Genomic DNA, 24517 nt, shown 5'->3' on the forward strand with positions numbered 1-24517 from the left:
GCCCTCGATCGAACCATGACCGGTCGCCCGTGGGTCAACGTTGGTCGAGCTGGTCGATCAACCTCTTGGGAGCGACGAGCCGGTACGACGCGTCGACCAATTCGCGGACTTCATTCCAGTCCACCTTCGCCTTGGTGAAGTCCAAACCCAGCCAGCCCGACACTCCCACGTAGGCGGGGTAGAAGAAACGGCCATCCCGTTGCAGTGCCTCGCGGTCGGATCCGTCGACCTTGATCATGACGCAGCGATCGACCGCGACCATTGGGCCCGACTCCTTGGTGCTGCCGCCGTACATCGCGAACATCTTCGACGCGAAGAAACCCGGCCTGCCGTGCGAGACCTTCTCATAGGCCTCCGGATAGCCGAGGGTGATGTCGCGTAGCTCGGCCAGCCCGGGATCGTCGTCGTCGAACATGACCGGGTGGGGCATGGCGTGAGCCTACCGGCGGGGGAGGGTTGCCTCATGCCTTCGACGTGGCTTTCTCGCCGCGGTCATCGGCGAGGTACCCGACAAGCCGGGCCCGGATCCTCGGCCAGGGGGACTGCTCGTCGAGGGCTTCCCCAACCCGGACCGATTGAGGGTTGCGGAGTTGCGCGATCTCGTCGAACCGGAGGACTTCGTGGTTCAGGGCGTCGAAGGCAGCAGGTGGCATGACGTGGTGAAGTTCAGGCTGATCCCGACGCGCTGAACATCGGCAGGCCTGTCACAGCGCTCGGATAGCCTGCCAAGGTGAGCTCACCTGACGCCGACATCCGTCGCGAGTGGCAGACGCTGGCCGACGAAGTGCGGGGCCACCAGTTCCGCTACTACGTCAAGGACGCACCGATCGTCTCCGACGGCGAGTTCGACCGGTTGCTCGGCGAGCTGACCGCCCTGGAGGAGACGTACCCCGAGTTGCGGACTCCGGATTCGCCGACCCAGCTGGTGGGCGGAGCGGGCTTCGCCACGGACTTCAGCTCGGCAGACCACCTCGAACGAATGTTGAGCCTCGACAACGTGTTCAGCCCCGAGGAGCTGGCCGCCTGGGCCGGCCGATTGACGGGCGAGGTCGTGGCGGATCCCGAATTCCTGTGTGAGCTGAAGATCGACGGTGTGGCGCTGGCACTGGTGTACCGCGACGGTGCGCTGGCCCGCGCCGCCACCCGCGGTGACGGACGCACCGGCGAGGACGTCACGCTGAACGCCCGCACCATCGACGGCATCCCCGAACGCCTGGTGCACAGCGACGACCATCCGGTCCCCAGCGTGCTGGAGGTACGCGGCGAGGTGTTCTTCCGTCTCGCCGATTTCGAGGAACTCAACGCCGGTCTCGTCGAGGAAGGCAAGGCGCCGTTCGCGAACCCCCGCAACAGCGCCGCGGGTTCGCTGCGGCAGAAGAACCCTGCGGTCACGGCTAGGCGCAAGCTGCACATGATCTGCCACGGTCTCGGCCGCACCGAGGGCTTCAGCCCCACGACGCTGCACGACGCCTACCTTGCACTCAAGGCGTGGGGGCTGCCGGTGTCCGAGCACACCACGCGGGTCACTGGCATCGACGCAGTGGCCGAGCGCATCGTCTACTGGGGTGAGCACCGCCACGACGTCGAGCACGAAATCGACGGCCTGGTGGTCAAGGTCGACGATGTCGGACTGCAGCGCAGGCTCGGCGCGACGTCACGCGCGCCGCGGTGGGCGATCGCCTACAAGTACCCACCGGAGGAAGCCACCACCAAGATGCTCGACATCCGCGTCAACGTGGGCCGTACCGGTCGCGTCACCCCGTTCGCCTACATGGAACCCATCAAGATCGCGGGCTCCACGGTCAGGCTAGCTACGCTGCACAACGCCTCGGAGGTCAAACGCAAGGGCGTGCTGATCGGCGACACGGTGGTGATCCGCAAGGCGGGCGACGTCATTCCCGAGGTGCTCGGGCCGGTTGTCGACCTGCGCGACCGCACCGAGCGCGAGTTCGAGATGCCCACGACGTGTCCCGAATGCGGCACCACGCTGGCCCCGGCGAAGGAGGCCGACGCCGACATCCGCTGCCCCAACTCAGGGTCGTGTCCGGCGCAGCTGCGCGAGCGGGTGTTCCACGTCGCGGGGAGGGGCGCCTTCGACATCGAGGGGCTTGGCTACGAGGCGGCGATCGCGCTGTTGCAGGCAGGTGTCATCACCGACGAGGGCGATCTGTTCGGCCTGACCGAGGACGATCTGCTGCGCACCGGCCTCTTCACTGTCAAGGGTGGCGAGGTCTCGGCCAACGGAAGGCGCCTGCTGGCCAATCTCGGGACGGCCAAGCAGCAGGCGTTGTGGCGCGTGCTCGTCGCGTTGTCGATCCGCCACGTGGGGCCAACGGCCGCCCGCGCACTGGCAGGAGAGTTCGGCAGCCTCGACGCGATCGAGGCTGCATCCGAGGAGCAGCTGGCCGCCGTCGAAGGCGTTGGCCCGACGATCGCCGCCGCGGTGACCGAATGGTTCACCGTCGACTGGCACCGCGACATCGTCGACAAGTGGCGTGCGGCGGGCGTACGGATGCAGGACGAACGCGACGCCAGCATCGCGAGGACGTTGGAGGGCCTGTCCATCGTGGTGACCGGGTCGCTGAAGGGGTTCTCCCGCGACGAGGCCAAGGAGGCCATCCTCGCACGCGGCGGAAAGGCCGCGGGTTCGGTGTCCAAGAAGACCGCCTACGTCATCGCGGGCGACGCGCCAGGTTCGAAGTACGACAAGGCAGTCGAGCTCGATGTGCCCGTGCTCGACGAGGACGGGTTCCGGCTGCTGCTGGAAAACGGTCCGGACGCGGACTGATGCAGTGCGTTCAGCGCAGGAGCGTGGCCACGATTCCGGCGAGGTAGCCCAGGCGGGCCACCTCGGACGGACGGAACGCCGGCCCGCCGGGGCGCCCGAGTATCACCGCAGTTCGATGGTCACCGAGTGGTGCGGCCGCGAGCATGGTGTCGAAGTCCCGCCACACCTGAGGTATCCAGTCCGCGGTCCCGTCGAGCGCTTCGGCGTGCTCGAGCGGCAGCCAGGGCGCGGACTCCGCAGCCGTCTCGGGGGCCCCGTGACTGGCCGCGACGACCTCCAGCCCGGTCTCGTTCAGGGTCAGCACCATGCACCATCCGACCCGCAGCACCTTCGGCGCCTCGTCGGCGAGCGCCTGCAGCTTGTCGCGCTTCTTGCCCGCGGCGGCGATGTGATCGATCAGCTCCAACTCGCGGTGCGCTTCGAGCAGTCCGGTGTGCGGACGGATGCTGTCGACGTACACGCCGTTGAGCTTCTCGGCGGCCGTGATGAGCATGTCGGGCATGGCGCCGGGCGGCAGCTCCACCACCAGGTCGTCGACGGCGTAGCCGGCAGTGCGCTCGACCACGTCGAGGGAGAGGATGTCAGCGCCCACCGATCCCAGCGCCACGGCCAGTGAGCCGAGGCTGCCGGGCCGGTCCTCCAGCTGGACCCGCAGCAGATATGACGGCACGGGCAACACTGTTTCACGGAGGGCAGGAGCGCAGCGACTCGGGAGTTTTCACGGAGGGCAGGAGCGCAGCGACTCGGGAGTTTTCACGGAGGGCAGGGGCGCAGCGACTCGGAAACCGGTGCGTTCGCCGTCAGCCGCACTCCGGCGCAGCCGTCCCCGCCGCGGTGACTAGGCTTCGTGGTCGTGTCTCAGATCTCGCGCGACGACATCGCCCACCTGGCGCGTCTGGCCAGGCTCACCCTGACCGACGGCGAGCTGGACAGCTTCGCCGGCCAGCTGGACGCCATCCTGGCGCACGTCAGCCAGATTCAGGCCGTCGACGTCACCGGCGTCGAGGCCACCGACAATCCTCTCAAGGTGCTCAACGTCACGCGGCCGGACGTGGTCGAGCCGTGCCTGACGCAGGACCAGGCGTTGGCCTCCGCCCCGAATGCCGTCGACGGCCGGTTTGCCGTGCCGCGGATTCTTGGGGAGGCGCAATGAGCGACCTCGTACGCATGGACGCCGCGACGCTCGGTGCCAAGATCGCGGCGAAGGAGGTGAGCTCCACCGAGGTCACCCAGGCTCACCTCGACCAGATCGCCGCCACCGACGACCGGTATCACGCGTTCTTGCACGTCGGGGCCGAAGCGGCGCTGGCCGAGGCGGGACGGGTCGACGCCGCGGTCGCCGCTGGGGAGACGTTGCCGTCTGCGCTGGCCGGCGTGCCGCTGGCGCTCAAGGACGTGTTCACCACGACCGACATGCCGACGACGTGTGGGTCGAGAATCCTGGAGGGCTGGCGCTCGCCGTACGACGCGACGGTGACGGCGCGCCTGCGGGCGGCTGGGATCCCCATCCTCGGCAAGACCAACATGGACGAGTTCGCCATGGGCAGCTCGACGGAGAACTCGGCGTACGGCCCCACCCGCAACCCGTGGAACGTCGAGCGCGTCCCCGGCGGTTCCGGTGGTGGCAGCGCCGCGGCACTGGCTGCGTTCCAGGCCCCGCTGGCGATCGGATCCGACACGGGCGGTTCGATCCGCCAGCCTGCCGCGTTGACCGCCACCGTCGGCGTCAAGCCTACGTACGGGACGGTGTCGCGTTACGGGCTCATCGCATGTGCGTCATCGCTGGACCAGGGCGGACCTTGTGCCCGGACGGTGCTCGACACCGCGCTGCTGCACCAGGTCATCGCCGGTCACGACCCTCGGGATTCGACGTCGGTGCAGGCCGATGTGCCCGACGTGGTCGCCGCGGCGACGGCTGGGGCGGCAGGTGATCTCAAGGGCGTCCGCGTCGGTGTGGTCAAGCAGCTGCGCAGCGGCGAGGGCTACCAGCCGGGCGTGCTGGCGTCGTTCGACGCGGCCGTCGAGCAGCTCAGCGCACTGGGCGCGGAGGTCACCGAGGTCGACTGCCCGAACTTCGACCATTCGATGGCGGCCTACTACCTGATCCTGCCGTCCGAGGTGTCGAGCAACCTCGCGCGCTTCGACGCGATGCGCTACGGGCTGCGGGTCGGCGACGACGGCACCCACAGCGCAGAAGAGGTGATGGCGATGACGCGGGCCGCCGGATTCGGGCCAGAAGTCAAGCGCCGCATCATGATCGGCACCTACGCGCTGTCGGCCGGTTACTACGACGCCTACTACAACCAGGCTCAGAAGGTGCGCACCCTGATCGCGCGCGACCTCGAGCGGGCCTACCAGAGCGTGGACGTATTAGTGACGCCGACCACTCCTTCCACGGCGTTCCGCCTAGGGGAGAAGATCGACGACCCGCTCGCGATGTACCTCTTCGACCTGTGCACCCTGCCGTTGAACCTCGCCGGGCACTGCGGAATGTCGGTGCCGTCGGGGCTCTCGGAGGACGACGGACTGCCCGTCGGCCTGCAGATCATGGCGCCCGCGTTGGCCGATGATCGGCTCTATCGCGTCGGCGCCGCCTACGAGGTGGCGCGCGGTTCGCTGCCGACCGCGATCTGACGGGGGAAGATACTCACATGCGGATCGGAATCCTCACCGGAGGCGGCGACTGTCCCGGACTGAATGCAGTCATCAGGGCTATCGTGCGGACGTCCAGCGTCAGGTACGGCTCGACGGTGGTCGGCTTCCTCGACGGGTGGCGCGGCCTGCTGGAGGACCGCCGCATCCAACTCGCGAACGACGATCGCAACGATCGGCTGCTCGGCAAGGGCGGCACCATCCTCGGCACCGCGCGGGTCAACCCCGACAAGCTGCGCGCTGGCCTGGATCAGATCAAGCAGACGATGGAAGACAACGGCATCGACGTGCTGATCCCGATCGGCGGCGAGGGCACGCTGACGGCGGCTCACTGGCTGTCGGAGGAGAACGTCCCCGTGGTGGGCGTGCCCAAGACCATCGACAACGACATCGACTGCACCGACGTCACTTTCGGCCACGACACCGCGCTGCAGGTCGCCAGCGATGCGATCGACCGGTTGCACAGCACCGCGGAATCGCACCAGCGGGTGATGCTCGTCGAGGTGATGGGCCGCCACGCCGGTTGGATCGCGCTCGGTGCCGGCATGGCCTCGGGCGCGCACATGACGCTGATTCCCGAGCAGCCATTCGACGTGGAGGAAGTGTGCCGGCTGGTCAAGCAGCGGTTCGTCCGTGGTGATTCGCACTTCATCTGCGTGGTCGCCGAGGGCGCGAGGCCCGCCGAGGGCTCGATGCAGTTGCGCGACGGCGGCATCGACGAGTTCGGCCACGTGAGGTTCACCGGGGTTGCACACCAACTCGGCGTCGAGATCGAGAAGCGGATCAAGAAGGAAGTGCGCACGACGGTCCTCGGGCACGTGCAGCGTGGTGGCACGCCGACGGCGTACGACCGCGTGTTGGCCACCCGGTTCGGCGTCAATGCCGCCGACGCCGCTCACTCCGGCGAATACGGGATGATGGTGTCACTGCGCGGCCAGGAGATCGGGAGGGTGGCACTCGCCGACGCCGTGCGTCAGCTCAAGCTGGTGCCGCAGGGCCGCTACGACGACGCCGCCGAGTTCTTCGGCTGAGTTCCCTCGCGAGCAGACGCAAATGTGCCGGAAATGCGGCGTGTCGGGCTACTCGTGCTGGAGCCGCTTGCGGACTGCTCGCCGGAGAAACGCCACCACTAGGATTGCAGCATGTCTGTTGCCTCCGCCGAACTGATCGACTACGACGAGGTCATCGCTCGCTATGACCCCGTGATGGGCATGGAGGTCCACGTCGAGCTGTCGACGGCGACCAAGATGTTCTGCGGATGCGCCAACCAGTTCGGCGCCGAGCCCAACTCGCAGGTGTGCCCGGTGTGCCTCGGTCTGCCCGGGTCCCTGCCGGTGGTCAACTCCTCGGCCGTCGAATCCGCCATCCGCATCGGGCTTGCGTTGAATTGCGACATCGCGCCGTGGGGCCGCTTCGCCCGTAAGAACTACTTCTATCCCGATCAGCCGAAGAACTACCAGATCAGCCAGTACGACGAGCCGATCGCGGTCAACGGCTACCTCGACGCCCCACTCGACGACGGCACGACATGGCGGGTCGAGATCGAGCGTGCGCACATGGAGGAGGACACCGGCAAGCTGACGCACCTCGGCAGCGTCACCGGCCGCATCGAGGGGGCCACCACGTCGCTGCTCGACTTCAACCGGGCGGGCGTCCCATTGGTGGAGATCGTCACCAAACCCATCGAGGGCGCTGGTGCGCGGGCTCCCGAGATCGCCCGCGCCTACGTCACCGCCCTGCGGGATCTGTTGCGCGGGTTGAACGTATCGGACGTGCGGATGGATCAGGGCTCGATGCGCTGCGATGCCAACGTCTCGCTCAGGCTCATCGGCGCAGGAGAGTTCGGCACCCGCACCGAGACGAAGAACGTCAACTCTCTCAAGAGCGTCGAGGTGGCCGTCCGCTACGAGATGCGCCGACAGGCGGCCATTCTCGACGACGGCGGCGAGATCATTCAGGAGACCAGGCACTTCCACGAGGACGGGTACACCAGCGCGGGTCGGCGCAAGGAGACCGCCGAGGACTACCGGTACTTCCCGGAGCCCGACCTCGAACCCGTCGCACCCAGTGACGAACTGGTCGAGCGGTTGCGGGGCACCATCCCCGAACTGCCGTGGTTGCAACGCAATCGGATCCAGCAGGAGTGGGGCATCTCCGACGAGGTGATGCGCGACCTCGTCAACAACGGCGTCATCGACCTGGTCACCGCCACCGTCGCGGCCGGGGCGCCGAGTGAATCCGCGCGCGCGCTATGGGGAAACTTCCTGGTGCAGAAGGCCAATGAAAGGGGAGTGGCGGTGTCCGATTTGGCCATCACGCCCAGGCAGGTGGCTGCCGTCATCGCGCTCGTCGACGAGGGCAAGCTGTCGAACAAGTTGGCCCGCCAGGTGATCGAAGGCGTGCTCGCAGGCGAGGGCGAGCCCGAGCAGGTGATGGCCGACAGGGGACTCGCGGTGGTCCGCGACGACTCGGTGATCCAGGCGGCAGTCGACGAGGCCATGGCCGCCAACCCCGACGTCGTGGACAAGATCCGTGGCGGCAAGGTGCAGGCGGCGGGTGCCGTGGTCGGCGCCGTCATGAAGGCGACCAAGGGCCAGGCCGACGCCGCCCGGGTGCGGGAACTCGTCCTGGCGGCGTGCGGCCAGAGCGGCTAGGCCGCCTAGGTGTTCTCTTCGTTGGTCCTGGGGAATCCGCCGCCCTGCGGGAAGAGCGGGAAGACGACGTCGTCGAGTTTCTGGGCGTCGCCGGAGGTCTTGTTGACCGTTCCGCCCCAGACGTTGCCGTCGGGGGACAGCGCCAACGCCCAGGCGTGGCCATGGACGTCCTGCCGGATCACCTCGGGTTGGCCGGTCACCGCGCCGGTGTCGGGCGCCAGCCGTACCGCAACGGTCTGCTTGGTGTTGACCATGTTGATCAGAACTGCGCCGTCGGTGGCCGCGCACCCGGCGATCCCCGGCTTGTCCGGCCACGTCCAGACGGTCGAGACGACCGAGTCCTTCGTGATGCGCTGAAGTCGATCACCGGCCGGGGTGCGGTCAGTCACGTACAGCGAGCCGTCGGCGTCGTCGATGCACAACCCACCCGCGGCGCCGACCCCGCTCAGCGCGGTCGTCGGCGGAGCCTGGTCGACCGTCGTCGGTTGTTCGATCCGGATCAGCTTGCCTGCCAGCGAACCCGGATCGGACGCCTGGGCGGGGTTTCCCGCATCGCCGGTAAGGACTTCCAGCGTCGTCGGGCTGGTGAAGATCAATGCACCCATGTTGCCCGTCGCGCCCTTCGGAATGCCCGTGAGGATCGGCTTGGGAACATCGCCGTCGGCGATCCGCACGACGCGGTTGTCCGACGGTGTGCTGATGTAGGCGTACATCAGTCTGTCCTGCTCGTACGTCGGTGAGAGCACGATGTCCATCAGGCCGCCGTCACCGGACGGGTCGACGGGAATGACCACCTTGACCTTGGGTTCGGCGTTGGTCGCGATCTCCTTGACCGCCCCGGTGACCCGCTCGGCCACCAGCGCCGTCTTGCTGTCGGGGCCCATGATGAGCCCGCTGGTGCTCTCGAGGCAGCCCTGCATCACGCCCTTCGCGTCGCAGACCTTCGGGAAGGGCTGCCCGGGCAACGGAGGTGGCGGCGTCGGTGCGGCACTCGGAGGGGGAGCCAGCTGCGGCTCGGTGGTGAACGGCTCCGCCTGGGCATCGTCGAACCGGGCGCAGCCCGACACGACCAGCAAAGCCGCGCACAGCAGCACCAGCACACCCTGCGTCGGCCGGTGCAAACTCATGCACGCCAGATTACGGACCGCCGGGCGGTGCGCGCCACGTCGGTGGGTTACGCCGACCGGCGACCGCTCCGCGAATCGCCGCAGGAAAGCACGCGCCAATCCGCGATTCGCAGGTGGAGAGCACTTACTCTGGGAAGCGTGACCAGTACCTCTCACGATCCGCGCGCGTGGCAGAGACCTGAGGACCGCGAGGCCTCAGCCGTGCGACCCGCGTCGGCACGCCTGGTCGACCCGGAGGACGACCTGCCGTCATCGACGTACGCAGGTGACTTCGAGACCACCGCAATCCCGCGCTACGATTCTGGCACGGGGAGCCAGGAGCACTCCGGATACGGCCTGCTCGGTGAACCCGAGCCGCTGCCCTACGTGCAGCCCGCCGGCCGTCACGCCGCGGAACCGACCGAGATCGAGCCGGAGGGCTTCGGCGCCGACAAGGCGGCGGGTCGTCGCGGCACGCAGGATCTCGGGTTGATGCTGCTGCGCGTCGGGTTCGGTGCCCTGCTGATCGCCCACGGCCTGCAGAAGGCGTTCGGGCTGTGGGGCGGTCAAGGGCTCAACGGCTTCGGCCAGTCGCTGGCCGACCTCGGCTACCAGCACGCGGGAATCCTCACCTACGTAGGCGCGGGTGCCCAGATCGGCGCAGGCGTGCTGCTCGTTCTCGGCTTGTTCACGCCACTGGCCGCCGCGGTCGCGGTCGCATATCTGATCAACTCGCTGCTGGCAGCCGTTGCCGCACAACCCGACAGCGGCTACTTCTCGTTCTTCCTGCCGGACGGGCACGAGTACCAGGTCGTGCTCATCGTGCTGGCGGCCGCCTTGACGCTGACCGGTCCTGGCCGCTACGGCCTCGATGCGGGCAGAGGCTGGGCCAGGCGCCCGTTCGTCGGATCCGCGGCCGCACTGGTTCTCGGCGTCGGCGCCGGCGTCGGAGTGTGGGTGCTTCTCAACGGCGCAAACCCACTCGCCTGAGCGCCTACTCGTAGGGGTTGGGCACCCGACCGTCAGTTGCCGTGGTCAGCTGCGGCAGCGTGGCGAAGGTCACGGCGGGTAGCCGTACGTCCGAACCGTCCTTGAGATGCGCTGATGCCCATGCGCCTCCGTCGAACCGCAGTCCGTCGACGTCCTCCCAGGCGACCGTCCGGCTGCCGATCAGCGATCGCGCCGTGACGGTGTCGCGATCGGCGGTCGTGCGGTAACGAATGATCGCCGCGGACGCCGCGACCGGAATGATCAGCAATGCGGTGAACCATCGGGGATTGGAAAAGACCAACGCGAGCAACCCCAGTGTGAAGAAACCGACCGCGATGTGCGCCGTCGCAGAAATCCTGATGACAACGGGGACCGAGGGCGCCGAGGGGGATGGGGGACTCACCCCGCCATCCTTCCACCGGCTACGGGTACCGTGCCCTTCGCGTCCGCGGCGGGCGCCCGGGAATTTGACCTTTGAGCTGTACGGCGGCTACCGTCAACGGTTATGCAGACCGTCGCAATTCTCGTAGTAATTGGTTCGCGCGTTGGTGCGTAACCCGACTGTGTAACCAGTCAGAGCCTACGAGCACCGACGCGCAACCCTCGTGCAGCATCCGCTGACGGGGGTTTTTTGTTGCCCGAGAACATCAGAACCACCGCCGACCTAGACAAAACGAGGACTTGAGGACATCGTGAGCGCACCGACCACGCGGCCACCGCAACCGGCCCAGCGTGCCAATGGCACGCCCGCAGGCCCGAACACGCCGGCCCAGCAGCCCAAACGAGTTGCCCCGGAACGGATGACCGGTGCAAAAGCCGTCATCCGCTCGCTCGAAGAACTCGACGTCGACGTCATCTTCGGCATCCCGGGCGGCGCCGTACTGCCGGTCTACGACCCTCTGTTCGATTCGCAGAAGCTGCGTCACGTGCTGGTGCGCCACGAACAGGGTGCCGGGCATGCCGCCAGCGGGTACGCACACGCCACCGGAAAGGTGGGCGTGATGATGGCCACCTCGGGTCCGGGCGCCACCAACCTCGTCACCCCGCTGGCCGACGCCCAGATGGACTCGATCCCGGTCGTCGCGATCACCGGACAGGTCGGTCGTGCCCTGATCGGCACCGACGCCTTCCAGGAAGCCGACATCTCAGGCATCACCATGCCGATCACGAAGCACAACTTCCTCGTCCGCAGTGGTGACGAGATCGCTCAGGTGATGGCCGAGGCCTTCCACATCGCCAAGAGTGGACGTCCTGGCGCTGTCCTCGTTGATGTCCCGAAGGACGTTTTGCAGGGTGAGTGCACCTTCAGCTGGCCGCCGAAGATCGACCTCCCCGGCTACAAGCCGAACATGAAGCCGCACAGCAGGCAGGTGCGCGAGGCCGCCAAGCTCATCGCGGCTGCGCGCAAGCCGGTGCTGTACGTGGGTGGCGGCGTCATCCGCGGTGAGGCGACCGAGCAGCTGTTGGAGCTGGCCGACCTGACGGGCATCCCGGTCGTGACCACGCTGATGGCCCGCGGCGCCTTCCCCGACAGCCACCCGCAGAACCTCGGCATGCCAGGAATGCACGGAACCGTAGCGGCGGTGGGCGCGTTGCAGAAGAGTGACCTGCTGATCGCGCTCGGCACGCGTTTCGACGACCGGGTGACGGGCAAGCTCGACTCGTTCGCTCCGGATGCCAAGGTGATCCACGCCGACATCGATCCGGCGGAGATCGGCAAGAACCGCAACGCCGACGTGCCGATCGTGGGTGACGTCAAGGCCGTGATCACGGATCTGCTCGATGCCCTGCGCCGCGATGGACTGACCTCGGCCACGTTGAACCTGGACAACTGGTGGGAGTACCTGCGCAGCGTGCAGGCCACCTTCCCGTTGAGCTACGGCCCTCAGAGCGACGGCAGCCTGAGCCCCGAGTACGTCATCGAGACACTGGGCCGCATCGCAGGCCCGGACGCGGTGTACGTGGCAGGCGTTGGGCAGCACCAGATGTGGGCCGCTCAGTTCATCAAGTACGAGAACCCCAAGACGTGGCTGAACTCCGGTGGCCTCGGCACCATGGGTTACGCGGTGCCCGCAGCGATGGGCGCCAAGTTCGGCCGCCCCGAGGCCGAGGTGTGGGCCATCGACGGCGACGGCTGCTTCCAGATGACCAATCAGGAGCTGGCCACCTGCGCCGTCGAGGGCGCGCCCATCAAGGTCGCCGTGATCAACAACGGCAACCTCGGCATGGTGCGGCAGTGGCAGACCCTCTTCTACGAGGGTCGCTACTCGCAGACCGGCCTGTCGACGCATGATCGTCGCATCCCGGACTTCCTCAAGCTGGCCGAGGCGCTGGGTTGTGTCGGATTGCGTTGCGAGCGAGCCGAAGACGTCGAGGACGTCATCAACCAGGCTCGGGCGATCAACGACCGACCCGTGGTGATCGACTTCATCGTCGGCGCCGACGCCCAGGTCTGGCCGATGGTGGCTGCGGGCACGAGCAACTCGGAGATCGAGGCCGCCAAGGGAATCCGGCCGCTTTTCGACGACCAGGGCAACGAGGGGCACGCGTGATGAGCAGGTTGCGCCGCGATGAGCGCTTGCCCGAAGAGCCATCGACGAAGAACCGAGGAATCCGATGAGCATCCAGACCCACACCCTCTCGGTGCTCGTCGAGGACAAGCCCGGCGTGCTGGCGCGCGTCGCATCGTTGTTCTCCCGGCGCGGCTTCAACATTCAGTCGCTGGCCGTCGGCGCCACCGAACAGAAGAATCTCTCTCGGATGACGATCGTCGTCTCGGTGGAGGACTTCCCGCTCGAACAGATCACCAAGCAACTCAACAAGCTGATCAACGTGATCAAGATCGTCGAACAGGACGAGGTCAACTCGGTGTCTCGCGAGCTGGCACTGATCAAGGTCCGTGCCGACGCGGCGACCCGTGGACAGATCATCGAAGCGGTGAACCTGTTCCGCGCCAAGGTCGTCGACGTGTCAGCCGAATCGCTGGTGGTGGAAGCCACCGGCACGCCGGGAAAGCTCGAGGCGCTGCTGGCGCTGCTGGAGCCGTACGGTATCCGAGAGATCGCCCAGTCCGGCATGGTGACCCTTGCCCGTGGCCCACGCGGTATCTCGGGCGTCAAATAACGCAATTGCAGTAACGAACGAAGAGAAGGAAATATCAAGTGGCAGTTGAGATGTTCTACGACGACGATGCTGATCTGTCGATCATCCAGGGACGCAAGGTCGGCGTCATCGGATACGGCAGCCAGGGACACGCGCATTCCCTGAGCCTGCGCGATTCGGGCGTCGAGGTGAAGGTGGGTCTCAAGGAGGGCTCCAAGTCGCGTGAGAAGGTCACCGAGCAGGGCCTCGAGGTCGACACGCCCGCAGAGGTCGCCAAGTGGGCCGACGTCGTCATGCTGTTGGCTCCTGACACCGCGCAGGCAGAGATCTTCAAGAACGACATCGAGCCGAACCTCGTCGCGGGCGACGCGCTGTTCTTCGGCCACGGCCTGAACATTCACTTCGACCTGATCGAGCCTGCCGAGAACATCACGGTCGGCATGGTCGCCCCGAAGGGCCCCGGCCACTTGGTGCGCCGACAGTTCGTCGACGGCAAGGGTGTGCCCTGCCTGATCGCCATCGACCAGGACCCCAAGGGCGAAGGCCAGGCTCTGGCGCTGTCATACGCCAAGGCGATCGGTGGTGCCCGCGCCGGCGTCATCAAGACCACGTTCAAGGAGGAGACCGAGACTGATCTCTTCGGCGAGCAGGCCGTGCTCTGCGGCGGTACCGAGGAACTGGTCAAGGTCGGCTTCGAGGTCATGGTCGAGGCGGGCTACGCCCCGGAAATGGCCTACTTCGAGGTGCTCCACGAGCTCAAGCTCATCGTCGACCTGATGTACGAGGGTGGCATCGCCCGGATGAACTACTCAGTGTCCGACACCGCAGAGTTCGGTGGCTACCTGTCGGGCCCGCGCGTCATCGACGCCGACACCAAGGAGCGGATGCGCGGGATCCTGAAGGACATTCAGGACGGCACCTTCGTCAGGGAGCTCGTCGCAAACGTCGAGGATGGCAACAAGCGGCTCGAGAAGCTCCGCAAGGAGAACGCCGAGCACCCGATCGAGGTCACCGGCAAGAAGCTGCGCGACCTGATGAGCTGGGTGGACCGCCCCATCACCGAAACGGCCTGATTCGGCGTCAACACGAGTCGTGGAGTTTCAACCGTGTTGCTCGCGTTTGAAACACCACGATTTGGCCACACTCGGCGGTGAACACGTTCTCGCGACGTGTGCTATCCCTCCCTAGGAACATTGGAACGTGTCATGAGCGAGTCGGCAGATCGCCGTGCTGACGTCACCCGTCAGGCGATCCTGGACGCCGCGTCCCGTCAGTTCGCCGAGCGTTCGTTCAGCTCGGTGAGCCTCGATGACATCGTCGCCGACACGGACGTTTCGAAGAGCGCGCTGTACTTTCACTTTCGGTCCAAGCATTCCTTGGCGCTGGCGATCATCGAACATCACGCCGAGGAAGTCCGCGCAGCCACCATGGAGTTGCTGACGCACCAGCGCTCGGGCTTGGAGACGATGATCGAGGTCACGTTCATGGTGGCCACGCGCGACGCGCGTGACGGCTACGCCCGCGCCGCCATGAACCTGTTCGGGGAGGCTCGAAGTCCCGGCGCCCCGCCCGTCGGCCTGGTCGACGAATGGGTCAAGGGCTCGATCACGGTGCTGGAGCAGGCGATCGCCGATGGTGACGTGCGCGTCGACTGCGATCCCGAAGACCTGGCCCAGGTCCTCGTCGGCCACTACGTCGGCATGCGGCAGGTGAGCGACCTCAACGAGCCGGCCTCCTTCTTGACCCGCGTCGCGAACAGCTGGCGCACCACGTTGCCAGGATTCGCCAACCCCGACCGGATCGACTATCTGACGCAGTTCGTCGAGCGGCGTGCCGTCGCGGCCATCCGCAACATCACCGGGCGCGGCTGACCCCGATGGCGTCGAGAAGCGGTCGTTGTGTCGATCGCGCGTCGGCGGGTACGTAGAGGGACGTGTCTTCCATGACGGTGGTTTCCGGTGACGAGCGTGTCGTGCTTCTCGACGAGGCTGGGCAAGAGGTCGGTAGCGCAGCGAAGGCAGCCGTGCACAGCGAATCAACCCCACTGCACCTGGGCTTCTCGTGTTATCTGTTCGACGGCGCCGGGCGGGTGCTCCTGACCCGTCGCGCGCTCGGCAAGCAGACCTGGCCCGGTGTGTGGACCAACTCGTTCTGTGGACATCCCGCGCCTGGCGAACGGGTCGCCGAGGCGGTGCGGCGCCGGGCCCGCCAGGAACTCGGCATCACGATCGACGCTCCGGTCTGCGTGCTTCCGCATTTCCGCTACCGCGCCGTCGCGGCCGACGGCAACGTCGAGAACGAGGTGTGCCCCGTATTGTGCGCCAGCACGGACGGAACCATTCATCCAGCCGCGGACGAGATCATGGACTCGCGGTGGGTGACGTGGGACGAGTTGCACTCGGCTGCCGGGTTGCCCTGGTCGATCAGTCCTTGGGCGGTAGAACAGATCCCGCTGTTGGAAGCCGCTGGGCTGTCGGCGTGGGTGCGACCGACCAGGGCCTGATCTTCCGGCCTGCCGTCAAACCGGCGGCGTGCCGCTTTCGCGCACCGTGAAGAGCCGTTCGGCGTAGACGAGGTCGTCGCGCCACAGCCGGGTGGCGGCGTGGCGCATGACGGGTACCAGCAGCGCCCTGGCGTGCAACGCCTGCGCGAACCTAGGTCGGTCGGAGTGGGCGATGACTGCTTCCAGCACGGCGGTTCTCGGTCGACCGTCGGTTCCTGCGCCCAGTGGCGTGGCGTGCGTCTCCACCACGCTGCCAGAACCCTCTCCTTCGACGATCCGCATCAGGATCGTCCTGGGCTCGGGGCTGGTGAACTCGGCAACCACCGGTACCCCCAACCGGCCGATCTTGAACGTGACGGCGACGAGCAGACGGTCGAGCTCCTCGGGAAGGTCATCGTCGACGGGCGGCGCACTGAGCACGTCGAGCCTGGCGAACGAGTAGGGGTGAAACCACGACCCGTGCCACGGGTCCAGTCGGTTGGCGATGACATCCCTTGGTTCGCACACGCCGACGAGGCGTGTGACGGCGTGCACCCGTGCCCCGCCGGGCCGTTGGGAGATCACCGGTGCTGCGGTGGGGGTCTCACCTCCGACGGCATCCAGTCGCACCCACGCGAGTACGCCGTCGTCGTGCGCGGGAAGCGGACTCCAGCCAAGGCGGCTGCCTCCGGTGAGACGCAGCCCATGCCACGGACAGACCAGTGCGCCCCCGTCGAGCCGACCGGTCGAGAGGTCGGCGCCGAGGTGTGGGCACGCTGCGGGGCCGGTGTGTAGCGCTCCGGCCTCACCGCGCCAGGCGACCAGATCGCGGCCCGCGACGGTGAACCCCAGTGGGCGGTCACCGATGTCACCGGCCGCTGCGAACGGATACCAGTTGCCGCTCGGCCGGCGCTGCGAACGCGCCAGGGCGGAGCCGATCACCGCGGGGTCGGCGTCGCGGTAGGTCGGGCGCTGGCCCGCCCACTGCGTGCGGTGGAGGAGTCGAAGCGGCGACGTCTTCGACAACTTCGACCTGAACTCCGTCAGCAAGCTCATCGCCGGTGTGATCCTTCCCGATTGGCGAGCCGTCTCAGTCCGGCCGAACGACCCCGTGTCGGAACGGTTTCCAATCCATGGCCGGCGAGCCCGAAGTGCGATAGCAGCCGGTTGGCGGCGGACCAGCCGGTGGTCGCCGCCCGTTCCATGAGCGCCACCGGGAGGTCGATCCGGATGCCGTCTCCCGCCAGCGCCAGTGCGTCGTGCGGAGTGTCAACGCCGGGGCGGCCGGCGAAGTCGCCCGGCGCGAACCGCGGGCAGTCGTTGCGGCACAACACCCGCTCGCCGACGATGTGCGCCCGTGCGGTCTCGGGATAGATCTCGTGCATCCTGGCCAGCAATCGCTCGCGCAGATCGTCGTGGCCCTCGGTCACCGCGTACGCGTGCAGTTCGATGACGGAGCCGCCGGTTCGCCCGGCCCACTGGCCCGCCTCGGCCTCGTACCGTTCCAGCACGCTGACGTTGTCCAGCGGTGGCCGACCACCGGTGCCAAGGAAGGCGGGGCGGTCGGCGTTGACGGGTAGGTCCAGCCACAGCCGGTACACCACGAAGGGCGCCGCAGTGCCGAGGTTCTCGATGCGGCGCCGCCAGTCGCCGTCGAGGGTGGGGGAGCCTTCGGCGATGTGACGCAGGCTGGAGACGTCGGTGGCCAGTACGACGCCGTCCGCGTCGAAGCTCTGCCCAGAATCGGTCTCGATGGTGAAGTCGGACGCGTCGTGCACAGCGCTCACCGTGACGCCGGTGTGGAAGCGCACGCCGCGGGTCTCGAGATATGCCCGTAACGGGTTCCACAGCGCGACGTCGAAATTGGCATTGGCCACGTCGAAGACCAGCCCCTCGCTCGAGCCGAGGAAGTAGATGTGGAACATCGTCGCCAGCTCGGCGGCCGACAGGTCGGTCGGCTCGGCGAAGAAGCTACGGGAGAAGACCTCGAACGCCAGATGCCTTGCCGCATCGGGAAAGTTGATGTCGCGAAGGAAGGTGTCCGCATCCGAGTGGTCGAGCCACCGGTAGATGTCCGGCACCGACACAGCCGCCAGCGGGGCCGCCGCGCGGGCGTTGATCCGCACCAGATCGCGGAGCCGAAACGTGGGGCTCCGCAGCGCGAAGACGAGCGCGTTCAGTGGCGGGGTCTTCGGAAGGCCGCGGAACGTGTCCCGGCGGCCGCTGGCGTCGACCAGCGGGTAGTCCTCGACGGGGGTGAGCATGGACAAGTCGGAATCGATGCGTCGCAACAGCTTTCGCAGGTTGTAGTACTGCCGGAAGAATGCGTGGAAGCCCCGGTTCATTGCCACCGGCGTGCCGTCGTCGAAGGTCCCCGGCCAGCCGCCGACACGACCCCCGAGGTAGGGTTCGCGTTCGACGACATCGACGGTGACCCCGCGTTCGGCCAGGCCGGTGGCCGCGGCGAGCCCGGCGATGCCCGCGCCGACCACGACGGCATGCGGCCTTCGCGGCAGCGCCGAGGCGTCCGGCAACCCGCGCGGTGCGTCGTGCGTCGGGAGGCGCCGATCGGTCATCGAGGCGCCTCCGCCAGGAAGGTGTGCACGACGTTGCGCTGCCAGCCACGCATCGTTTCGCGGCCAACGGCGGTGAAGCCGTTGTGACGAAGACGCTCCTGGAAGGCTGCCGCGCCGTCGAACTGGTTCACGCTGCGCCGTAGGTAGCGGTAGAGGCCGGCGTCACCGGTCCGGATGCGACCGGCGGGGATGATGACCGTTGCACACACGGCGTTCCACACGGCCGTCGCCAACCGCGAGTCACGCACCGAGTACTCGTGCACCGCCAGCGTCCCGCCTGGTCGCAGCAGACCGCGAAAGGCGCTCAACTGCGCGTCGGCATCGGCGAGGTTGCGGATCAGGTAGGCAGCGAAGATCCCGTCGAACGGGCCGTCGACGCCTGCATCGGCAAGATTCTCGATGTGGCTGTGCACGAAGCGAACCGAGGAAGGCCACTTCTTGGCGGCGGCTTGGGTCAGCATGCCGGCCGATCCGTCCACGCCGATGATCTCGGCCCGCGGCGCAGCGGCCAGCAGCGCCGCCGTGGACGCTCCGGTGCCGCAACCCGCATCGAGCAAGCGCAACCCGCGGCCTGCGTCGGGAAGCCGCATTCGGGCCGCCGACAGTCGAAGGTGTTCGTGGTAACCGGGATTCGCGCCGACGAGGGCATCATAGGCGGGCGCGTCTGCGTCGAAGGCGGCGGGAACGTCGCCGGGTGTCATCTCACTCTTCACTGGTTCTCCTGGCGGTTGCGCGGTCCCTGCCGTTCCCACAACAGCAGGACGGCGGTGACCAGTGCCCAGCCGAAGAGGAAGTCTTCGACCGGTATGTCGAACGGAAAGCGGATGCCGCTGGTGTGATGCTCGTCGTACATGACGATGGGCGCAGTGAGTTTGGTGAGCCAACCGTCGACGAGTATCTGGAAGCCCACCACGATGACCATCGAGATCCAGTAGGCCGGGCGGCGGAAGAGTCCCGTGCGCAGCACGCCGAACTCAAGCCCGATCACCGCGACGACGCCGATGAGGGCAGGCAGGGTGTAGCCGAGGCCGATCACGAGGGCCGCACCCGGGAGCGTCGAATTCGCCTGACGCGGTCGAGGATGCCTTGGACGGCGGAGTAGGTGAGTAGTCCGCAGATCGGTATCACGATGAAGAAGAGCAGTTCTTCGAGAGGCAGTGTGCCAAGGTCGATGCCGCTGACGTACCGAGGGCTGTACGTCCCCACGTGGCCGGCGATCGCGAACAGGTCCCAGACGACGAACACCAACGCCACCGGGACGATGGCGCGGACCGCTCGGCGGGACTGTCGGTAGACCCCCGTGCCGAGGAACTCCAAAGGTGCGGTGATGGCCAGACACGCCGCGAGGACGAACAAGTACTGCCAGCGGTCCACGATTACGCTCCGGCTCCCTTCGCCCGCGCGCGCCACGCCTTCACCAGGCCGGCTGTTCCAACCCGGATGCGACGCGCGCCTCCGACGGTGGCACGTTGGCCGAAGACGGCGAAGTCGATGTCCTCGATACGGTCCAGGATCCCCGAGTACAGGGTGAACGCGGCCTCGACGCACGGCCGTGAACGTGGATGCAGCAGCGGGATCCCTTGTCGTGCCTGGTCGTAGATCCGGCGGGTGGTGGCGTGCTGCTCGACGAGGGCACTGCGCACCCGCGGGTCGGTGCGGGCGTTGTCGTGGCACCACGTCAGTAGCTCGCGGTCGACGCCGTGAGCGGCGAGTTCGTCGGCGGGCAGATACACGCGTCCCCGGTCGAGGTCCTCGTCGATGTCACGCAGGAAGTTGGTCAGCTGGAACGCCTTCCCGAGCGCGGCCGCCGACGGCGCGGCCTCCTCGCGTGGAACCACCGTGCCGAGGATGGGAAGCATCTGCAGTCCGATGACTTCGGCCGAGCCGTACATGTAACGGTTCAGGGCGGCCCGGTTGGGATAGTCGGTCACCGTGAGGTCCATCTGCATGGAACCAAGGAAGTCGTCGAACAGCTGCCAGGTGATGCCGTAGCGGAGAGCACTGTCGACGACGGCGGCCAGGGTGGGGTCGGCGCCGCTCGACCTGCCCTGGACGAGACGTTCGAACAGCTGAGTGGCCAGCACGTGAAGCAGGTCTCCACGCTCAGCGGTATCGAGGCTCGGGTCGAAGTCGTCGAGGATGTCGTCGGCGCGCCTGGCGAAGCCGTAGAGTGCGTGCACCGCAGGACGTTGCGAGGGGGCCAGCAGCCGGGTCGCGAGGAAGAACGTGCGGCCGTGCTCCGCGTTGATCTCTCGGCAGCGCCGATAGGAGTCGCGCAGCTCGGGTTCGCGCACTCCGGCGGCATCCAGCTCGGAACCGATCACGAGCTCACCACCCGTCCCGTGCGTCGAGCCGCCACGCCGGTTATCCGGTCCGCCGCCAGCCTGCCGGAGATGATGGCGGTCGGCACCCCGACGCCAGGCACCGTCGACGACCCCGCAAGCACCACGTCGTCGATCCCGCGAACTGTGTTGGCGGGGCGGAACGGCCCGGTCTGGCCGAAGGTGTGCGCCAAGGCGAACGGACTGCCCGAAAGCATTCCCTGCCGAGCCCAGTCGGCGGGGTTGACGGTGTGCAGGATTTCGGCGTCCGCACCGAGCTGGGGGAGCCGGGTGGCCACGGCGCTCATCACCTCGTCGACGTACGCGTCACCTCTTGCGTCCCAATCAACCTTGCCCACAGCGGTGTTCGGGGCCGGGGCCAGGATGTAGAGGAGGTCTCGACCAGCGGGCGCGAGGGAGGGGTCGCTCGCCGTCGGCCTGGTCACCAACAGTGACGGATCCGACATCACCACCCCTTCGTCGATGATGTCGCGAAAGGTCTGCTTCCACGCGTCGCCGAACAGGATGGTGTGGTGTCCCACCGATTCCGCGATGCCGTCTCTTGCGGCACGGCAGCCGACGTGCGCAACGACGGCCGACGGTGCGGGACGCAACGGCAGCAACCGCCGAGGGGTCCTGTCCAGCAGTCGGTAGGTCTCCGGCAGTTCGGTGGTGAGCACGACGGCGTCGGCCGCCAGGCGCGTGCCGGTGTCGGTCTGCACGGCCACGACCCGGCCGCCCCTGCGTTCGAGTGCGGAAACACTGGTGTCGTACACGAACTCGACGCCGGCAGCGGAGGCGGCGGCGGCCATGGCGTCCGGAAGGGCGCGCATGCCACCTCGCGGGAAATAGACGCCTGCGACGGTGTCCATGTACGCGATCACGGCGTAGACCGCGAGGGCCCGCTGCGGCGGGACGCCTGCGTAGAGCGCCTGGAAGGTGAAGACGCGAAGCAGCCGTTCGTCGGTGATGAACCTCCGCACCACCCGGTCCCAGCGACGGAAGCCTCCCATCGCGGCGAGTCGTGCCAGCTGCGGCGTCACCAACGAAAGGGGGGAATCGAAGTTCGCCGATATGAACCCGTCGAACTCCACCTCGTAGAGCCGCGTCAACCACTCGCGCAGCCGTCGGTAGCCCTCGGCTTCCCGACGGCTGGCGAATCGTTCGATCTCGGCGGCCATCGCGTCGGCATCGCTGTGGACGTCGAGCGCACTGCCGTCGGCGAACGACGCGTGATAGGCGGGTTCGATGCGCAGTAGTTCGAGCCAGTCTGCCGTCGATTCACCGAGCGCAGCGAACGCGTCGTCGATGATGTCGGGCATGGTCAGAACGGTCGGGCCGGTGTCGAGCCGGTAGCCAGATACGTCGGCGCGCCCGACCCGTCCGCCCGGGTGCGAGCCACGCTCGACGACGGTCACCGAGCGCCCGCGACCGGTCAGTTGCATTGCGGCGGACAGCCCCGCGAGACCCGCTCCGACCACGACGACGCGGTCGCTGTCACCGCCCATGGCGCGCGCTACGCGTCTCGTCCGGCGAAGAGGGAGGTTTTCGACCCCGCTCTGGACGTGCTGCTGGGTGGACTCATTCGTTGCCAGTGCTCAACTGCGTCTCATTCCTCGTCGCGCCGGCCCGCCGTCCAACCGGCGAGGCCACGTGCCGGTATTACCCCGAATTGCGGAAATCAATCCAGCCCGGACGCTGCAACGCCGCCCGGCTCCCTGCGCCCGACGCCGCACCCCGACTAGAGGTTGAGCCGACCGGCCACGCCGAGCACCCGGCGCGCAAGGTGGTCGAGTGCCGCGTTCGTCGCGTCGTCGAGTGTCCCCACGTTGTCGCGGTTGGCGATGAGCCCGGCGCCGTAAGGGTTTCCGTCGACGTACTTCACCTGATCGGTATAGCCGGGAGGCACGATGATCCCGCCGAAGTGCATGAGCGTCACGTACAGCGTGAGAATCGTCGACTCCTGCCCACCGTGCAACGTCTGCGACGACGTGAACGCCGCGTACACCTTGTCGGCCAGCTTGCCCTCGGACCAGAGCCCACCCAGTGAGTCGATGAACGTGCGGAATTGCGATGTGACCGAGCCGAATCGGGTCGGCGAGCCGAAGATCACCGCATCCGCCCAGACGATGTCGTCACCCGAAGCCTCGGGTAGGTCCTTGGTCGCCCGGTAGTTCGCCGTCCATGCCGGATTCTCCGCGAACGACTCGGGGTCACGAGTTTCGGCGATGTGCCGTACCCGCACCTCGGCGCCCTCGGCCTGCGCGGCGTCGGCGACGCGCTGCGCCATCGTGGTGCCGTGGCCGGTGGCGGAGTAGTAGATGATCGCGAGTTTGGTCAAGCTCTCAGCCAATCATGGCGCGAGACCGGGCAGCTTCTCGATCCCGAATTCGCGGCGCAGCACGGTCCGCGCGGCGTAGTAGCCGGCCATGCCGTGCACGCCGCCTCCCGGTGGCGCGGCCGACGAGCAGAGGTAGGCTTTCGGAATCGGCGTTGACCACGGGTTGAGTCGCGCCGTCGGACCGGCCAGCGCGCTGAACATATTGTTGCCGCCGACGCCGATGTCACCGCCGACCAGGTTGGCGTTGTGCGCCGCAAGGCGCGAGGCCGGCACGCTGCGGGCCGCCAGCACCACGTCGCGAAATCCCGGCGCGAAGCGTTCGACCACCGCCGTCACGGCCTCGGCCATGTCGACGGTCGACCCGGCGGGAACGTGCGCATAGGTCCACAGCGGCCGACGGCCCTCGGCGTCGATGCGGCCGGGATCGGCGAGGTGGGGGAGTGCGGCGAGCACCATGGGCCAATCGGCGTGGCGGTCCCTGGCGATCTCCGCCTCGGCCAGCGCCATCTGCGAACGGGCGCCGCCGAGGTGCAGCGTGGGCGCGACTGCCAGTCGCGAGTCCCGCCAGGGGATTTCGCCGGACAGCACGAAGTCGACCTTCGCCACGCCCGGCCCGAACCGGTAACGCCGCAAGGCCTTGGCATATCGCGAGGGCAGCGCATCGCCGTAGATCCGGAGCAGCGCGGTCGGCGCGGTGTCGTACAGCACCACACCCTCGGGCGGGCTGGTGACCTCCTCGTCGAGAACCAATTCGCCGCCGTGGGCGCGGAGGTCGGCGATCAGGGCGTCCGGGATCACTTGGGAGCCGCCGACGGGGATCGGCCATCCCACCGCATGGCCGAGGGTGGTGAGCATCAGTCCGACTCCGGAGGACACCAGGGACGGCATCTGCGAAATCGTGTGCGCCGCAACGCCACTGAACAACGCGCGGGCGTCCTCGCCGACCAGGCTCCGCCACAGCGGTGTGCCCTGCTCGAGCAGCCGGGGACCGACGCGCAGCGCCGCCGGGATCGAGGGCGGAATCGAACGCTTGTCGCCGAGCATCAGGCCGACCACGCCCTCGGCGTCGGCGACGAGTGGCCCCAGTAGCCGGCGCCATGACGCGCCGTCGTCGAGTTCGTCGCAGGTGCGCGCCAGGTCGGCGTATCCGATCGCCGCCTGCCTTCCCGGCAGCGGATTGGCGTAGGAGACCTCGGGCACGGTCAGCCGTACGCCACGCGCGCGCAGATCGAACTCGGCGAAGAACGGCGATGCCAGCGCAAGGGGATGCACCGCCGAGCAGACGTCGTGCCTCACGCCCGGGTACTCGGGGTCGGCCATGGTGCGCGCACCGCCCCCGGCCGTCGGCTGGGCCTCGACGACGCGCACCGACAGACCGGCTCGGGCGCAGATGACGGCGGCGCTCAGTCCGTTGGGTCCACTTCCGACGACGGTGACGTCCACATCATCGATCTTCCCCGGGTCGCTTCGCTCCTGCCCACCGGCCCCTGATTAGAGCCCATTAC

The 24517-nt window shown here is 67.7% G+C and carries 24 protein-coding genes; 11 read left to right on the top strand and 13 right to left on the bottom strand.

Features of this window, described 5'->3' with window-relative positions:
* Positions 1-34: 34 nt before the first annotated feature.
* Positions 35-430, bottom strand: a complete 396-nt coding sequence (locus QOI01_RS33685; protein ID WP_526388175.1) for an MmcQ/YjbR family DNA-binding protein — start codon at positions 428-430, stop codon at positions 35-37.
* Positions 431-730: 300 nt separating this feature from the next.
* On the opposite strand from QOI01_RS33685, the gene ligA reads away from it, so the two are divergent.
* Positions 731-2788: an NAD-dependent DNA ligase LigA gene (ligA, locus tag QOI01_RS33690; protein WP_526388177.1), complete on the top strand. Its 2058-nt coding sequence runs from the start codon at positions 731-733 to the stop codon at positions 2786-2788.
* Positions 2789-2798: 10 nt separating this feature from the next.
* On the opposite strand, the gene QOI01_RS33695 is transcribed toward ligA, so the two are convergent.
* Complete coding sequence (locus tag QOI01_RS33695; protein WP_526388179.1) at positions 2799-3458, bottom strand: ACT domain-containing protein; 660 nt, start codon at positions 3456-3458, stop codon at positions 2799-2801.
* A 183-nt stretch (positions 3459-3641) separates the two neighbouring features.
* Here QOI01_RS33695 and gatC point away from each other — a divergent pair, with 183 nt between their 5' ends.
* The 4 genes from gatC to gatB all read left to right on the top strand — a co-directional run bounded on the left by gatC (position 3642) and on the right by gatB (position 8094).
* Positions 3642-3941, top strand: coding sequence for an Asp-tRNA(Asn)/Glu-tRNA(Gln) amidotransferase subunit GatC (gene gatC / locus QOI01_RS33700; RefSeq protein ID WP_526388181.1), 300 nt, complete (start codon positions 3642-3644; stop codon positions 3939-3941).
* Positions 3938-5422, top strand: a complete 1485-nt coding sequence (gatA, locus tag QOI01_RS33705; protein WP_526388183.1) for an Asp-tRNA(Asn)/Glu-tRNA(Gln) amidotransferase subunit GatA — start codon at positions 3938-3940, stop codon at positions 5420-5422. The genes gatC and gatA overlap by 4 nt, the downstream gene beginning before the upstream one ends.
* A 17-nt stretch (positions 5423-5439) precedes the next feature.
* Positions 5440-6471, top strand: coding sequence for a 6-phosphofructokinase (locus QOI01_RS33710; RefSeq protein WP_526388185.1), 1032 nt, complete (start codon positions 5440-5442; stop codon positions 6469-6471).
* Between the two features lie 111 nt (positions 6472-6582).
* Positions 6583-8094, top strand: coding sequence for an Asp-tRNA(Asn)/Glu-tRNA(Gln) amidotransferase subunit GatB (gatB, locus tag QOI01_RS33715; RefSeq protein ID WP_526388187.1), 1512 nt, complete (start codon positions 6583-6585; stop codon positions 8092-8094).
* Positions 8095-8099: 5 nt separating this feature from the next.
* On the opposite strand, the gene QOI01_RS33720 is transcribed toward gatB, so the two are convergent.
* Positions 8100-9221 (bottom strand): PQQ-dependent sugar dehydrogenase, encoded by a 1122-nt coding sequence (locus QOI01_RS33720; protein ID WP_526388189.1) that lies wholly within the window; start codon positions 9219-9221, stop codon positions 8100-8102.
* Between the two features lie 138 nt (positions 9222-9359).
* Here QOI01_RS33720 and QOI01_RS33725 point away from each other — a divergent pair, with 138 nt between their 5' ends.
* Positions 9360-10190: a DoxX family protein gene (locus QOI01_RS33725; RefSeq protein ID WP_526388191.1), complete on the top strand. Its 831-nt coding sequence runs from the start codon at positions 9360-9362 to the stop codon at positions 10188-10190.
* A 4-nt stretch (positions 10191-10194) separates the two neighbouring features.
* On the opposite strand, the gene QOI01_RS33730 is transcribed toward QOI01_RS33725, so the two are convergent.
* Complete coding sequence (locus QOI01_RS33730) at positions 10195-10593, bottom strand: PH domain-containing protein (RefSeq protein ID WP_526388193.1); 399 nt, start codon at positions 10591-10593, stop codon at positions 10195-10197.
* Between the two features lie 289 nt (positions 10594-10882).
* Between QOI01_RS33730 and QOI01_RS33735 the strand changes: the two genes are divergently transcribed.
* From QOI01_RS33735 to idi, 5 genes are all read left to right on the top strand, one after another.
* Positions 10883-12742 carry an acetolactate synthase large subunit gene (locus tag QOI01_RS33735; protein ID WP_526388195.1) on the top strand — a complete coding sequence of 620 codons (1860 nt, stop codon included), beginning with the start codon at positions 10883-10885 and terminating at the stop codon, positions 12740-12742.
* 64 nt (positions 12743-12806) lie between these two features.
* Complete coding sequence (gene ilvN / locus QOI01_RS33740; RefSeq protein ID WP_526388197.1) at positions 12807-13313, top strand: acetolactate synthase small subunit; 507 nt, start codon at positions 12807-12809, stop codon at positions 13311-13313.
* A gap of 38 nt (positions 13314-13351) precedes the next feature.
* On the top strand, positions 13352-14365 hold the full coding sequence (ilvC, locus tag QOI01_RS33745; protein WP_526388199.1) for a ketol-acid reductoisomerase: 1014 nt from the start codon (positions 13352-13354) through the stop codon (positions 14363-14365).
* Positions 14366-14497: 132 nt separating this feature from the next.
* A complete protein-coding gene (locus tag QOI01_RS33750) occupies positions 14498-15163 on the top strand; it encodes a TetR family transcriptional regulator (RefSeq protein ID WP_526388201.1) in 666 nt (221 codons plus the stop codon).
* A gap of 71 nt (positions 15164-15234) precedes the next feature.
* Positions 15235-15795, top strand: coding sequence for an isopentenyl-diphosphate Delta-isomerase (gene idi, locus QOI01_RS33755; RefSeq protein WP_526388202.1), 561 nt, complete (start codon positions 15235-15237; stop codon positions 15793-15795).
* 15 nt (positions 15796-15810) lie between these two features.
* Here the strand turns inward: idi and QOI01_RS33760 are convergent, their stop codons facing one another.
* The 9 genes from QOI01_RS33760 to QOI01_RS33800 form a co-directional block, all read right to left on the bottom strand.
* Positions 15811-16830 (bottom strand): DUF5914 domain-containing protein, encoded by a 1020-nt coding sequence (locus QOI01_RS33760; RefSeq protein ID WP_526388204.1) that lies wholly within the window; start codon positions 16828-16830, stop codon positions 15811-15813.
* A complete protein-coding gene (locus QOI01_RS33765) occupies positions 16827-18350 on the bottom strand; it encodes an FAD-dependent oxidoreductase (RefSeq protein WP_526388205.1) in 1524 nt (507 codons plus the stop codon). Before QOI01_RS33765 ends, QOI01_RS33760 begins: the two co-directional genes overlap by 4 nt.
* A complete protein-coding gene (locus tag QOI01_RS33770) occupies positions 18347-19051 on the bottom strand; it encodes a class I SAM-dependent methyltransferase (RefSeq protein WP_526388237.1) in 705 nt (234 codons plus the stop codon). Before QOI01_RS33770 ends, QOI01_RS33765 begins: the two co-directional genes overlap by 4 nt.
* An 8-nt stretch (positions 19052-19059) precedes the next feature.
* The gene (locus QOI01_RS33775; RefSeq protein WP_526388207.1) at positions 19060-19386 is read right to left on the bottom strand and encodes a lycopene cyclase domain-containing protein; all 327 of its coding nucleotides are present in this window, start codon (positions 19384-19386) and stop codon (positions 19060-19062) included.
* Complete coding sequence (locus QOI01_RS33780; protein WP_526388209.1) at positions 19383-19724, bottom strand: lycopene cyclase domain-containing protein; 342 nt, start codon at positions 19722-19724, stop codon at positions 19383-19385. The genes QOI01_RS33775 and QOI01_RS33780 overlap by 4 nt, the downstream gene beginning before the upstream one ends.
* A gap of 2 nt (positions 19725-19726) precedes the next feature.
* Positions 19727-20674: a phytoene/squalene synthase family protein gene (locus QOI01_RS33785; RefSeq protein WP_526388211.1), complete on the bottom strand. Its 948-nt coding sequence runs from the start codon at positions 20672-20674 to the stop codon at positions 19727-19729.
* Entirely contained in the window at positions 20671-22179 is a 1509-nt protein-coding gene (crtI, locus tag QOI01_RS33790) for a phytoene desaturase family protein (RefSeq protein WP_526388213.1), read from the bottom strand. Before crtI ends, QOI01_RS33785 begins: the two co-directional genes overlap by 4 nt.
* 233 nt (positions 22180-22412) lie before the next feature.
* Positions 22413-23012 carry an NAD(P)H:quinone oxidoreductase gene (wrbA, locus tag QOI01_RS33795; RefSeq protein ID WP_526388215.1) on the bottom strand — a complete coding sequence of 200 codons (600 nt, stop codon included), beginning with the start codon at positions 23010-23012 and terminating at the stop codon, positions 22413-22415.
* A 12-nt stretch (positions 23013-23024) separates the two neighbouring features.
* On the bottom strand, positions 23025-24455 hold the full coding sequence (locus tag QOI01_RS33800; protein ID WP_526388217.1) for a phytoene desaturase family protein: 1431 nt from the start codon (positions 24453-24455) through the stop codon (positions 23025-23027).
* Positions 24456-24517: the final 62 nt, after the last annotated feature.

It is taken from the genome of Mycobacterium sp., from assembly GCF_032162605.1.
Taxonomy (GTDB): Bacteria; Actinomycetota; Actinomycetes; order Mycobacteriales; family Mycobacteriaceae; genus Mycobacterium.